Source organism: Pseudomarimonas salicorniae, from assembly GCF_023156535.1.
Taxonomy (GTDB): Bacteria; Pseudomonadota; Gammaproteobacteria; order Xanthomonadales; family Xanthomonadaceae; genus Pseudomarimonas; species Pseudomarimonas salicorniae.
Map to the genome: position 1 here is coordinate 178,997 of NZ_JALNMH010000003.1, position 13,254 is coordinate 192,250.

9 protein-coding genes are annotated in these 13,254 nt (G+C 69.0%); 7 read left to right on the plus strand and 2 right to left on the minus strand.

What is annotated here, in order from left to right:
- The first annotated feature begins 66 nt into the window (after nucleotides 1-66).
- Nucleotides 67-3,099, plus strand: a complete 3,033-nt coding sequence (locus M0G41_RS05075) for a ligand-binding sensor domain-containing diguanylate cyclase (RefSeq protein ID WP_248205984.1) — start codon at nucleotides 67-69, stop codon at nucleotides 3,097-3,099.
- Between the two features lie 282 nt (nucleotides 3,100-3,381).
- Nucleotides 3,382-3,609: a hypothetical protein gene (locus M0G41_RS05080; RefSeq protein WP_248205988.1), complete on the plus strand. Its 228-nt coding sequence runs from the start codon at nucleotides 3,382-3,384 to the stop codon at nucleotides 3,607-3,609.
- 9 nt (nucleotides 3,610-3,618) lie between these two features.
- On the opposite strand, the gene M0G41_RS05085 is transcribed toward M0G41_RS05080, so the two are convergent.
- A complete protein-coding gene (locus M0G41_RS05085; RefSeq protein ID WP_248205990.1) occupies nucleotides 3,619-4,509 on the minus strand; it encodes an AraC family transcriptional regulator in 891 nt (296 codons plus the stop codon).
- A gap of 240 nt (nucleotides 4,510-4,749) precedes the next feature.
- On the opposite strand from M0G41_RS05085, the gene M0G41_RS05090 reads away from it, so the two are divergent.
- Nucleotides 4,750-5,208, plus strand: coding sequence for a cache domain-containing protein (locus tag M0G41_RS05090; RefSeq protein WP_248205993.1), 459 nt, complete (start codon nucleotides 4,750-4,752; stop codon nucleotides 5,206-5,208).
- A 10-nt stretch (nucleotides 5,209-5,218) separates the two neighbouring features.
- Here M0G41_RS05090 and M0G41_RS05095 read toward each other — a convergent pair whose 3' ends face one another.
- A complete protein-coding gene (locus M0G41_RS05095; RefSeq protein WP_248205997.1) occupies nucleotides 5,219-7,528 on the minus strand; it encodes a DNA translocase FtsK in 2,310 nt (769 codons plus the stop codon).
- 186 nt (nucleotides 7,529-7,714) lie between these two features.
- Between M0G41_RS05095 and trxB the strand changes: the two genes are divergently transcribed.
- The 4 genes from trxB (at nucleotide 7,715) to M0G41_RS05115 (ending at nucleotide 13,055) form a co-directional block, all read left to right on the plus strand.
- Nucleotides 7,715-8,674, plus strand: coding sequence for a thioredoxin-disulfide reductase (gene trxB / locus M0G41_RS05100; RefSeq protein ID WP_248206000.1), 960 nt, complete (start codon nucleotides 7,715-7,717; stop codon nucleotides 8,672-8,674).
- A gap of 258 nt (nucleotides 8,675-8,932) precedes the next feature.
- Nucleotides 8,933-10,063, plus strand: coding sequence for a GNAT family N-acetyltransferase (locus tag M0G41_RS05105; protein WP_248206002.1), 1,131 nt, complete (start codon nucleotides 8,933-8,935; stop codon nucleotides 10,061-10,063).
- The gene (gene aat / locus M0G41_RS05110) at nucleotides 10,060-10,788 is read left to right on the plus strand and encodes a leucyl/phenylalanyl-tRNA--protein transferase (protein WP_248206006.1); all 729 of its coding nucleotides are present in this window, start codon (nucleotides 10,060-10,062) and stop codon (nucleotides 10,786-10,788) included. Before M0G41_RS05105 ends, aat begins: the two co-directional genes overlap by 4 nt.
- Nucleotides 10,789-11,348: 560 nt before the next feature.
- Nucleotides 11,349-13,055, plus strand: a complete 1,707-nt coding sequence (locus tag M0G41_RS05115; RefSeq protein ID WP_248206008.1) for a hypothetical protein — start codon at nucleotides 11,349-11,351, stop codon at nucleotides 13,053-13,055.
- The last annotated feature ends 199 nt before the right edge of the window (nucleotides 13,056-13,254 follow it).

The window sequence follows — 13,254 nt, forward strand, 5'->3', positions numbered from 1 at the left end:
CGAGGCTTTGTCGGCGCCCGGGCCTAGCGGCCATACTCGCCCCATGATCTCGTATGGCGGCCTTCCATGGTCATGAGACGCTCGGCCCGGTTGGTCGCGTGGCCGGCCTGCCTGCTGCTTGCCGGCGTCGCCCTGGCCAAGGGCACCCGCCCGCTGGACGTCACCGACCTCGGCGCGCCGGTCTTCCAGGTATACGGGCCCGAGGATGGCCTGTCCGACGAGATCTGGAGCACCGTGGGCATCGACCGCGAGGGTTTCGTCTGGGCCGGCTCGGCTTCTGGCCTGGCCCGCTTCGATGGCTACCGCTTCACCCCTTACGAGCTGCCCGGGGCACGCAGTCTGGTCCGCGAGATGGAGACCGCGCCTGACGGCTCGCTGTGGGCGATCTTCGAGCGCGAGGGCCTTGCCCGCTACGAAGAGGCCACGCGAAGCTGGTCGCTGAGCGGGCACCGGCGCTTCGCCCATCGTTTCGCCGCGGATGTGGCGGCGAGTGGCGAGCGTACGCTGTACGTCTCCCAGGAGTACACCGCGATGCGCTACGGCCCCAAGGGCTGGGAGCCACTCGAGGAGCACGGCGAACCGCTGCCCGGGCACACCATGGGCCTTGCGCATACCGACACCCTCTTCGGCGAGCCGCGGCTGTGGAGCGCGCGGCATGACGGCAGCCTGTGGTTCCGTCGTCGCGACCAGCCGCAGGCCACCTGGCAGCGCTTCAAGGTCGCGGCGCTGACCCATGCCCAGTACACCGATCTGGTGCGCACTTTTGACCAGGGCCGCGAGGAGCTGTGGCTGCTGACCTATGGCGGCGGGGTGCTGCGGATCAGCGCCGAAGGCGAGCGCCACTACAGCGTGGAGGCCGGAGAACTGCCCAGCTCGGCCGTGTACTCCGGCGAGGCGACCTACGACGAAACCGGCCGTCGCCGCCTCTGGCTCGCCACCCGCGGCGGCCTGGTGCTGATCGACGAGCGCGGGACCCGGGTGTTCAACCGAAGCCACGGCCTGCCCTCGGATGCGGTGCGCGGGCTTCGGGTGCAGCGCGATCCCGGCGGCGAGGACCTGCTCTGGGTAGCGACCGAAGCCGGCCTCGCCCGCCTGCGGATCCGGGAAAGCGCCTGGCAGACCGTGTCCCTGCTCGGCAGCAGCGAGAACGGCATCTTCGGCGTGCTGGTCGAACCCGACGGCCAGGGTGGCGAGCGACTGTGGCTGGGCAGTGCCCGCGAGGGCCTGCACCTCATTACCCAGGAGGGACGGCGGCATTTCGATGCCAAGGCGCTCGAGCTCGAGCAGCTCGCGGTACGCGGCATCTGGCGGGTGTCCGATGGCCACGGGGGGTATACGCGCCTGATGGGCGTGGGCGGTGGCGAGCTGTTCAGGATCGACGAGGCACTGCGCTTCACTCGCCTGGAAACGCCCTGGCCCAAGAGCCGGGCCGAGGCAGTGACCGCGGCCGTGTCGCGCAGGGGCGATGCCGGCACGGAGTGGTGGATCGGCCTGCTCCAGGGCGGTGCGTGGCGGCTGCGCGAGGGCCGCTGGACACGGATGCTGGCAGCCGAGCCCGGCAGCCAGTGGGCCACCCTGGGCCTGGCCATCGAACCGACCGGCGACGAAGATGCCGTTTGGCTGGCCAGCGGTGGCGGACTGATGCGCTGGCGCGGCGAGCGGATGGAGTCGATCGGCGATCTGCTGCCCCCACTTCGCAACATGCCGTTCCGCCATGTGGCCGTGATCGATACGCCGCGAGGCCGGCAGGTGTGGGCCAGCAGCCTGCGCGAGGGAGTCCACCGTCTCGCGCTGGATCCGGAGCAGCCACCCCGGCTTCTCGATGCCTCGGGCGTGCCCGAACCACCCGACCCCACGGTCTACAGCGTGACCGCCGATTCCCGAGGCAGGGTCTATGTCTGCACCAATAATGGCGTGCAGCAGCTCACCCCCCTGCCCGCCGGCGGCTATGCCGAGCGGGTCTTCCACCGCCGCGACGGTCTCGTCCACGATGAGTGCAACAGCAACGGCCAACAGGTGGATGCGCACGATCGATTCTGGGTCGGGACCCTTGGCGGACTCAGCGTCTACGACCCGTCCGCGCAGTTTGACGCGGCCGCGGGCGTCGCAGGACCGCTCCGCCTGACGCAGGCGATGGCCGAGGGCGCGAGCCTGGCCGCTCCGGCCTCCGGCGCCCTGTCGGTGCCCGCCGGCAATCGTGCGCTTCGGATCGAATTCGCCTTGCTCGGTGGGCAGCGCGAATCGGAGACGCAGTACCGCTCAAGGCTGCAGCCCTACGAAACGGATTTCGTGCCCTGGTCCACCGAACACGGACGAAGCTTCGGCAAGCTGCCGCCCGGCGACTACACGCTGGAGATCCAGGCGCGGAACTTCGCCGGCGTCGAGGCGGAACCGCTGCGGCTTTCGCTCGAGGTGGCGCCACTCTGGTGGCAGCGCGGCAGCATCCAGCTTGTCGGGTTCCTGCTCGGCGCGCTGCTGCTGTCGGGCCTCGTGCTTGCCTACCACCGCGACCTGCTGCGCCGCCAGCGCCAGCTTGAGCGGGCGGTGGATTCGCGCACCCAGGCGCTCAGCGAGGCCAATGCCCAGCTGGTCGAGCTGTCCTACCTTGACCCGCTGACCGCCCTGCCCAACCGCCGCCGGCTGATGGACACGCTGGATCGCGCACTCGACCGTGCGCGCCGGAAGCACAGCCCCCTGGGCTTGATCCTGATCGATGTCGACCAATTCAAGCGCCACAACGACCGCCACGGCCACCTCGCCGGCGATGGCGCCCTTCGCGCGGTGGCCAAGGTGCTGGGCACGGTCAAGCGCGAGCGCGATCTGGTGGCACGCTATGGAGGCGAGGAGTTCGTCTGTCTGATGGAGGATGCGCCTCTCGTTGCGGTTGCCCAGGTCGCCGAGCGCATGCGCGCCCGGGTCGAAGCCCTGCCGCCGCGAGAGCTGGGCAATGACCAGGAGGGCATCACCCTCAGCGCCGGCATCCTGTCCAGGGTACCCAGCGCCGAGGACACCCCCGAATCCCTGCTTCGCGATGCCGACACTGCCCTCTACGTCGCGAAGAAGATGGGCCGCAACCAGGTCGTCGAGCACGGCGGTTGAGGCTGACCGGCGCGGCCTGCTGTCATAGGGTGCGCCTGGGCGCACCGACGCCACGTGGCGGATTGCGGCGGGGCGACGGGGCCGGCGCTGCGCGGAATGAGACGGTACCGAGCGTTCGGGAGTTACGCGGTGCGCCGAGGCGCACCCTATGCAGTGGGTGATGTTGCGGGGACGCCACAGCCGCGGCGGATGCCGATACGCTGATGGTTCAGCGCGGGGCGTGCAGTCTGCCCGGGGATTTTTCGCTGCGGCTCGCTGGTTCGGCAGGAGGAGGAACACACGATGAGGTTCGACGTTCGCTACGCGGCTGTGGCCGCCACCTGCCTGCTGCTGTCTGCCTGCAGCACCAAGCAATGGTACGAAGGCGGGCGGGCCGGCGTGGCCGAGGAATGTCGCCGCCTGCCGAGCGAGGCGCAGTACCAGCGCTGCATGGAGGATGCGCGGCTGAGCTACGAGGACTACCAGCGGCGCCGCGAGGGCAGCGACACACCCGAGAGCATGCGCCGCTGAGCGGCCCGATCATCCGGCTCGACGCGCGTCACCGGGCGTGCGTCCGGTGACGCGCCTGTAAGCACGCCGGAACGCCGTTTCGGTGGCATAGCCGAGGCGTTCGGCGATCTGCGCTACCGAGAGCTGGCTCTCGCGCAGCAGCACCCCGGCCTCGCGCATGCGCAACTCCGCGATGTACTGCAGCGGACTGCAGTCGAGCAGCTCGCGGAAGCGCTCGGTCAAACGGCTTCGCGACAGCGCGGCCAGCTGGGCGAGCGTGTCGAGACTCCAGCTGCGGCCGGGCTCGGCGTGGATCGCCGAGAGCACGGGTGCGATCCGTGGGTCGCCCAGCGCGCCCAGAAGTCCGTCGGCAATCTGCCCGGCCTCCATCGCCCGGCGCAGGACCAGGGCGAGCAGCACCTCGGACAGGGCATCCAGCAGGACGCCGCGGGCCGGACGGTCGCCTTCATCCTCCTCCGCAAGCATGCGCACCACCGGCTCCAGCGCGGCGCCTCCCTCGACCGCGGACAGCAGGACCAGATCCGGCAGCCCCCGCAACAGCCGGCCGAACTCCGTGTCATCGCCGTGGTACAGGCCGCAGACCAGGCGCGTCGCCAGCCCGTCGGCATCCGGCAGGCGCAGCTCGCCATCGGCCTCCAGCCGCGGCAGCGCACTCAGCGCATGCCAGCTGTCGCGCGGGAAGAACATCAGGTCGCCTGCCGACACCGGCAGAGGGCGATCGAGGTGACGCATATGCAGGAAGCAGCGCCCCTCGCTGACTAGATGGTAGCTGGCCTGACCGCGGCCGGCGGCGCTGAACTGCCAGTCGCCGCAGATCCGCGGCCGCGCGTAGACGTGGCCGCGCAGCCCTATGCGTCTGAGCACCGCGGAGAGCGCGTCGTCCTGTTCTTCTGCTGCCATGAGTCTGTTCCGCAAGGGCGATCAGTGTGCCGCGCGCGCGGCGCCCAAGTCACCGGAGGGCAAGCGGGGAACGAAGTTCGCGCCTCGCGGCGCCGCAGGCGATCCGATATGCGGCAGCCTGCTCGGCCGGCATCCCGGGCGGGTTCACGGAATGTGGCGAACCGTGCTGCTACCGTGGCGATCCGGTCCAGCGCCAGCGCGCCGGGCCGCTTCGCAGCCCTTGAGCCTCCCCTGCCTGACATGCCGAATCGCCTGTTTTTTCCCCTTCTGCTGGCCTCTTCGACCGTCCTGGCCGACCCGGCCGACACCCTGCTGCGACAGGCCGAGGCCCACTACGGCGAGGTCGGTCGGGAGCAGGCGCTGGTGGATTTCACCGTGGAGCAGGCCTTCCGCGACGGCGATCTGTATGTGTTCTGCGTCGACGACTCGCATCGGATGAGTGCGAGCGGCGGTTTTCCGCGCATGGTGGGGGTGGACATCGACCGCTTCAACGTCGGCGGACGCAGCGGCCTCGCCAGCTTCATGACCCGCAAGGCCAGTCAGGCCGGCGACGAAGGGCGGGTCGAGTACGCCTGGCTCAATCCGGCTTCGGGCCGCATCGAGCAGAAGAGCGTCATATTCCGACGCTTCGGTCAGGACGTCTGCGGCGTCGGCCACTACGAACCTGTCGAGGAGACCGCCGCTTCCGCGGCCTCCTGAGCGCAGTCGATTACTTGGGCGGCGGCGGGGCCAGCACCTTGCGGTCGCCGTTGTGCTCGGGCGCGGTGACGATGCCAGCGGACTCCATCGCCTCGATCAGCCGCGCGGCGCGGTTGTAGCCGATCTTCAGCCGTCGCTGCACGCCGGAGATGGACGCCCGCCGCGTCTCGGTGACGATGGCCACCGCCTGGTCATACAGCGGATCGGACTCATCGCCGCCCTCGCCGGCTTCCGGCAGCCCGCCAGGACCGACCACCTGGCCATCGGCCAGCATCTGCACCTCTTCAAGCACGCCCTCGTAGTAGTCGGGCCCACCGCTGGCCTGCTTGAGATGTTCGACCACGCGATGCACCTCTTCATCGGAGACGAAGGCACCGTGCACGCGCTCCGGCATGGCGGTGCCCGGCGGCAGGTAGAGCATGTCGCCATGACCGAGCAGGGTTTCCGCACCGCTCTGGTCGAGGATGGTGCGCGAGTCGATCTTGCTCGACACCTGGAAGGCAATGCGGGTCGGGATATTGGCCTTGATCAGGCCGGTAATGACGTCGACCGAGGGTCGCTGGGTAGCGAGGATCAGGTGGATGCCGGCGGCGCGCGCCTTCTGCGCCAGGCGGGCGATCAGCTCCTCCACCTTCTTGCCGACGATCATCATCATGTCGGCGAACTCGTCAATGATGACGACGATGTAGGGCAGCTCTTCCAGCGTGCGCGGCGGCTCGTCGAGGGCCGGATTGGGCACGAACAGCGGGTCGCTCAGCGGATGCCCGGCGTCGATAGCCTCCTTCACCTTGCGATTGAAGCCGGCGAGGTTGCGCACGCCGACCATCGACATCAGCTTGTAGCGGCGCTCCATCTCGGCCACGCACCAGCGCAGGCCGTTGGCGGCCTCCTTCATGTCGGTGACCACCGGCGCCAGCAGATGCGGAATGCCCTCGTAGACCGACAGCTCGAGCATCTTCGGGTCGATCATCAGCATGCGCACGTCCTGCGGCGTGCTCTTGTAGAGCAGCGACAGGACCATGGCATTGACCGCCACCGACTTTCCTGAACCGGTCGTTCCGGCGACCAGCAGATGCGGCATGCGACCGAGGTCGGTGACCGTCGGGCGGCCGCCGATGTCCTTGCCGAGCGCCAGCGCGAGCGGACTGCTGACCTTGTCGTATTCCTTGGAGCGCAGGATCTCCGACAGGTAGATCATCTCCCGGTGGGCGTTGGGGATCTCGAGCCCAATTACCGACTTGCCGGGGATGACGTCGACCACGCGCACGGACTTCACTGACAGGCCGCGGGCGATGTCCTTGTCCAGCGAGCTGATCTGGCTGCCCTTTACGCCCGGCGCCGGCTCCATCTCGAAGCGGGTGATCACCGGCCCGGGAAAGACGCCGACGACCTGGGCCTCGATGCGGAAGTCCTTGAGCTTGAACTCGATCTGCCGGGACAGCGTATTGAGCGCCTCCTCGGTATAGCCCTTGGGCTGCGGCTGCGGCTCGTCCAGCAGTGACAGCGGCGGCAGGCCATCCGGCGTGCTGACGTTGAACAGCGGGATCTGCTGCTCGCGCTGGGCGCGCTCGCTGCGCGTGGGCGGCGGCAGCTGCGGTTCGATCTTGACCGGCTCACGCTTGGCCCGCTTGACCGTCTCGACCTTGCGCACCTCATCGCGCTCGGCCTTGGCCGCGCGGGCTGCCTGCCAGGTCTCGGCGCGCTGGGCACTGCGCCCGGCCAGGCGAACCAGGGCCATGACCCCGGCGCCGAGCCGATCCATCAGCCGGAACCAGGACAGGCCGGTGGCCAGGGTCACCGCGATGAGCAGCACGGCGAGCAGGAACAGACTGGCGCCGAGGAAGCCGACGAGGTGGCGCAGCCCGCCGCCGATCCATTGGCCGAGCAGACCGCCCGCCTGCATGGGCAGGCCGCCGCCCCACTCCGGAGACTGCAGGAAGAACAGACCCGCCCCGCTCAGCACGACGCCGATGCAGCCAGTGAAACGCAGGGCCGGCGTCAGCGGCGCCTCTTCCTCGCCGGGGCGCGGGCGCAGGGCGATCCAGAGGATGATTCCCAGCAGCAGGGGCAGGGTGTAGGCAGCCAGCCCGGCGAAGGCCAGGGCCAGGTCGGCGAACCACGCGCCGGCCACGCCGCCTACGTTCTGCACCTTGCCGGTGACGCTGCCAGCGTGAGACCAGCTGGGGTCCTCGGGGTGATAGCTGAGCAGGCAGGCGGCCAGATAGACGAGCACCGGCACGGCCAGCAGGACCAAGGCCTCACGGCGCAGCCGCTGCTTCGGAGGCAGGGCAGCGGATCGATTATTCGGGTTTCTTGCCAACTCAGACCACGCTTGAGGTGTTGCGGATTACTGATTGATCTTACTGGGTTTTGCCCTGGCAACCCAAGCCTTCACGCAGCCCGGGGCTACGCCCTTGACGCGATTTTCCGGCTTGATTCCCGACCGGGCTGTCCCCACCCTTGTCACTCTTGCCGACCGGCACCCACAGGGACGTTGGAATCCTACATGAGCACACCCAAGCACTGCCGCCTGCTGATCCTCGGTTCGGGACCTGCCGGCTACGCGGCGGCGGTCTACGCCGCCCGCGCCAACCTCAAGCCGGTGCTGGTCACCGGCCTGCAGCAGGGCGGTCAGCTGATGACCACCACCGAGGTCGACAACTGGCCGGGCGATGCGCACGGGCTGATGGGCCCGGATCTGATGGCTCGCATGCAGGCGCATGCCGAGCGCTTCGAGACCGAGATCATCTTCGATCACATCCACTCGGCCGACCTGTCCAAGCGGCCGTTCCGGCTGAAGGGTGACAACGGCGAATACACCTGCGACGCGCTGATCATCTCGACCGGCGCCACCGCCAAGTATCTCGGCCTGCCCTCCGAGCAGACCTTCATGGGCAAGGGCGTCTCGGCCTGCGCCACCTGCGACGGCTTCTTCTTCCGTGATCAGGACGTTGCAGTCATCGGCGGCGGCAACACCGCGGTCGAGGAAGCGCTGTACCTGTCGAACATCGCCCGCAAGGTTTATCTGGTCCATCGCCGCGATCGGCTACGCGCAGAGAAGATCATGCAGGACAAGCTGTTCGCCAAGGCCGAGAGCGGCAAGATCGAGCTGGTCTGGAACCACACGGTCGAGGAGGTACTGGGCGACGACAGCGGCGTCACCGGCATGCGGGTGAAATCGCTGCAGGATGACTCGAGCCGCGACATCGCACTGCAGGGCTTCTTCGTGGCCATCGGCCATACCCCGAACACCTCGTTGTTCGAGGGCCAGCTGGACATGCGCAATGGCTACATCGCCATCCGCAGCGGCCTCGAGGGCATGGCCACCGCGACCTCGGTCCCGGGCGTCTTCGCCGCGGGTGACGTCGCCGACCAGGTCTACCGCCAGGCGATCACCTCGGCCGGCTTCGGCTGCATGGCCGCGCTGGATGCCGAGAAATTCCTCGATGTCGAGGCCGGGCACTAGGCGATTCCCGAACCGGCCGCTGAAACGCCCATATTCCCGCGTAAGCGGGAGCCCAATGGTTGCCCGGTCGACACTTTGCCAAGCCCGGATCCCCGCCCGCGCGGGGATGACGGCCGACCGCCGACGGGCGATTGATTCGTGGTCGGTCTATGAACGTTTCGTTCGATCGCCAGCAAGCTGGCTCCTACATCGCTCGACGCCTGTAGGAGCCAGCTTGCTGGCGATCCGTTCAGCCCGGCTCCGTCGCGGCCGCCCGGCGTGACTCTCGCCGCCCGTCTCGTCGACTCGCTCGACAAGGTCGACCCTGCCGAATGGCAGCGCCTGCTCGGCAGTCCCAGCGCCTTTCTCGACTGGCCGCTGCTGCAGGCCATGGAGCGCAGCGGCTGCCTGCAGCCGCGACACGGCTGGCGTCCTGCCCACCTTCTGCTCGAAGAGAACGGTGGCCTGCGCGCCGCGGCGCCCTGCTATCTCAAGGGCAACTCGCACGGCGAGTTCGTCTTCGACCATGGCTGGGCCCAGGCCTATGAGCGGGTCGGCCTTTCCTACTATCCCAAGCTGCTGGTAGCCGTGCCCTACTCCCCGGTCACCGGACCGCGCCTGCTCGACGGTGGCGATCCCGAGATGCGCAGGGCGCTGCTCGACGCCCTGCGTATGCAGGTCGACCGAATGGGCCTGTCCTCGGCGCATATCAACTTCCACCGCGAACCCATCGACGACCCGCATTGGCTGCCGCGCTTCGACTGGCAATTCCACTGGCGTAATCCCGGCTGGCAGGGCTTCGACGACTTCCTCGCCGCGCTGACCAGCAAGAAGCGCAAGAACATCCTGCAGGAGCGCCGGCAGGTCGCGCGGGTCGGCATCCACATTGAGCGGCTGACCGGCCCGGCCATCGACGCGGCCTCGATGCAGGCAATGCATGGCTTTTACCTCGACACCTTCGATCGCAAGGGAAACTTCCCGGCGCTGACGCCCGCCTTCTTCGACCAGCTTCAGTCGCAGCTGCCGGAGCGGGTGATGCTGGCCTTGGCCTATCGCGAGGGGCGCTGCATCGCCGGTGCGATGTTCCTGTTCGACGCCGATACGCTGTACGGCCGCTACTGGGGTTGCCACGAGGACTGGCCCGGCCTGCACTTCGAGCTTTGCTACTACCAGGGCATCGAGTTCTGCCTCGAGCGCGGGATCGGCCTGTTCGAGCCCGGCGCGCAGGGCGAGCACAAGCTGGCCCGCGGCTTCCTGCCGGTGCAGACCCGCTCGGCGCACTACCTGCGCGATCCGCGCTTTCGCGCCGCGGTGGCCGAATCCCTCGCCCAGGAAGCACACTGGCAGCACGCCTACCGCGAGGATCTAATGCGCCACAGCCCCTACCGCGAAGGCGCCGCCCCGGAATGATCCGCCTGCCCCTGCTCGGCGAGGCGACGGACGCGCCCTTTCCTCCGCCACAGCACGCCCTGCGCGAGCCCAACGGCCTTCTCGCCTTCGGCGGTGACCTCAGCCCCGGGAGGCTGGTGCGCGCCTATGCCTCGGGGATCTTTCCCTGGTACTCGGCCGGCGAGCCGATCCTCTGGTGGAGCCCTGATCCGCGCATGGTGGTCAGGCCAACGGCCCTGCACCTGTCGCGGCGCTTCCGGCGCAGTCTGCGCGCCTGCCCGTGGACGGTCTCGATCAATCGCGATTTCGCCGCCGTCATCCACCACTGCGCCGCCCTGCCCCGCCCCGGCCAGGGCGGCACCTGGATCACGCCCGAGATGACCGCCGCCTATGTCGAGCTGCATCGACTCGGCTGGGCCCACAGCGTCGAGGTACGCGAGGGCGAGGAACTGGTCGGCGGTATCTACGGCGTCGGCATCGGCCGCGCCTTCTTCGGCGAGAGCATGTTCAGCCGCCGCAGCGGCACTTCCAAGCTCGCCATCGCCGCGCTCTGCCGGGCCCTGACGGAACAGGGCGTCGAGCTGCTTGACGGCCAGGTCGAGTCCGGACACCTCGCGACCCTCGGCTTCGCCCCGATCCCACGCCGGGACTTCCTGGCCCAGCTGGAAGCCCTCTGCAAGCCCGCCACGCCGCTGCGGTTGAGCGAAAGCGATATCGAGGCCCTGCAGCCGGAACGCATGACCTGAGCGTCGCCGGGTCCGTTTCGGGCGCAAGGCAGACGTACCGCAAAACCCGAATGTAGGCGCCAGCTTGCTGGCGATCGTCCCTTCCGGGGCGCCTACCGCCAGCAAGCTGGCTCCTACGTGCAACGGCGTTGCCAGGCCCGGTCTGCGCCGCCAAGTAGACCTTGCCGCAGCCAAACTGTGGGAGTGCCCTTGGGCGCGACCGCGGAGTTCCGGTCTGACCGCGGTCTGTGGTGAATCGGTAGCTCTGCGGTCGCACCCAAGGGCGCTCCTTCTCAGTCGGGCTTCGTTGCGCGTCGGCGAATCCTCAGAGGGTGTGCCTCGGCGCACCTATACGGACGTTCGGACGCTACGCACGGTGCGGCCAGCCGCACCCTATGAACGTCTTCCTTCCGCCCGTCTCGCGCATTGGGTGCGGCGGGCGAAGCGCAGCGCCGCGGTCGCCGGCGTCGTTGCGGGTACGCGCCGGCCCACGGCCCCAACGCGCCGCCGGGGCGAACACTGGCAGAGCCGGCTGTGGAATCCCGTATGCAGGGGTGACGCCCCACGTTGCCGAGCCTGCCATGCGACGCCTAGTACTGCTCACCAGCCTGCTGATCCTCAACCCCGCCCTGGCCCGGGAGGCCAGCGTCGGTCCCGGGTGCACGTTCACCGATCTGCAGAGCGCGATCAACTTCGTTGCCGGCGACGCCAGCGGCCCGGATCGACTGCTGCTCAGGCAGGGCACGATCCCCATTCCCAGCGGCGTGGTGATCAACCTGCAGGCCGACCTGAGCATCGAGGGCGGCTATTCGGGGTGCGGAAGTGGCGCCGGGGCGGGACGCACGGTTCTCGATGCCGCAGGCGGTCCTGACGGCACCGCGATCACGGTGTTCCAGGGCAACAACGCCATCGACCCGCGCCTCGGCTTCACGCGTGTCGAGGTGACCGGCGCCAGCGGCGAGACCGGGCCCTTCGCCAACCCCGAGGGCGGCGGGCTGGAACTGCGCGGAAGGATGCGGGTGGTGCTCGGAGAGCAGACCGAGATCAGCGACAACCGCAGCGGACGGGGCGGCGGCATCTACCTGCTCGGCAACGGCCCCACCGCCCGAGTGGTGCTGAGCCTCATCGAAGGCGCGAGGGTGCTCGACAACGCCGTGGTGCACAGCGGCGGCGGCATCTACTGCCACGACAACGCCACCATCCTGCTTGACGACGGCGATGTGTCCTTCAACTCGGCGGCCCGCGGCGGCGGCATCGACCTTGCCGGTGCCAGCTGCCTGCTGGACTCGCAGGTCGCGGCCAATGCCTTCACCGGCATCAACAACAACGCGGGCGGTGGGCTGGAGACCGGGGCAGGCCGGGTCCTGCTGCGGGGTCGGCCCGGCGCCCCGTTCTACTTCATCGGCAACACGGGCGGCGGCGCCCATCTTGGCAATCGAAGCGCCACGCGCGTGAACCACCTGTTGCGAAACGTGGTCTTCCATCTCAACGAGGCAGGCACCGGCGGCCCGGCCGGCGGACTCAGCGTGTTCGACAATGTGCGGGTGGTGATCGAGTCCACTTCCGATCAGTGCAGCCTGTTTGGACTGCAGGGGTGCTCGGCGTTCTTCAACAATGTCGGACCGACCGCCGCATCGGGCGGCGGCGCGATCACCAGTGGCGCCCTCACCGGCGAGGCAATCATCGAAATCCGTCGCACGCGCTTTTCCGGAAACCGCGGCGGCGCCGCGGTGTACGCCGGCTTCTCCGGCGCGGTGCTCGACGCCGAGGGCCTGCTCGTCGAGGGCAACGTCGCCACCGCAGCAGCGAGCGGCAGCCTGCACAGCGAAGTGCTGCTGAGCGCGCGTCAGGCGCGGATCCGCCACACCACGATTACTGGCAACAGCGCGCGCTTTGTCTTCGACGATTTTCCCGAGCCGCTCGATCTCGGCGGCTCGATCCTCTGGCATACCGGCGGCCGCGTCCTGCGCGCCAGCGGTGCGCGGAGCATCGACTACGAGGGCTGCCTGCTGGCTTCCGACACCCATGGCCTGCCGGACCCGGCGCGGATCATCACCGGCGATCCGAGGCTGGATGCCGGCTTCATACCTTCTCGCGGCTCCCCCGCGCTGGACGCCTGCGATGCCCTGCCCGGCGCCGAATCCTTCGACTATGCCGGACGTCCGCGCGGCATTGATCAGCCCACGGTGCCCGACCGGCTGGGACCCTACGACCTCGGCGCGCTCGAGGCCGCACTCCTGCCGCCGCAGGGGTCGGACATCTTCGCCAACGGCTTCGAGTCGCCGTAGTGGCCCGGCTGCTCCGCCCCGTCGGAACCGGCTCGCCAAGCGGGGCCAGGACCTCCCGCTGTTGTGCAGGAAAGGACCTCTCCGTGCTTGCCAAAATCACCCTGACCAGCCGCCACCGCGTCAAAGCACCCGCGCCGGGATGGGCTCTGCCCTCCCCTGCGGCCGCCCTCCGACCGCGACTTCGAAGGCATGCCCCTCA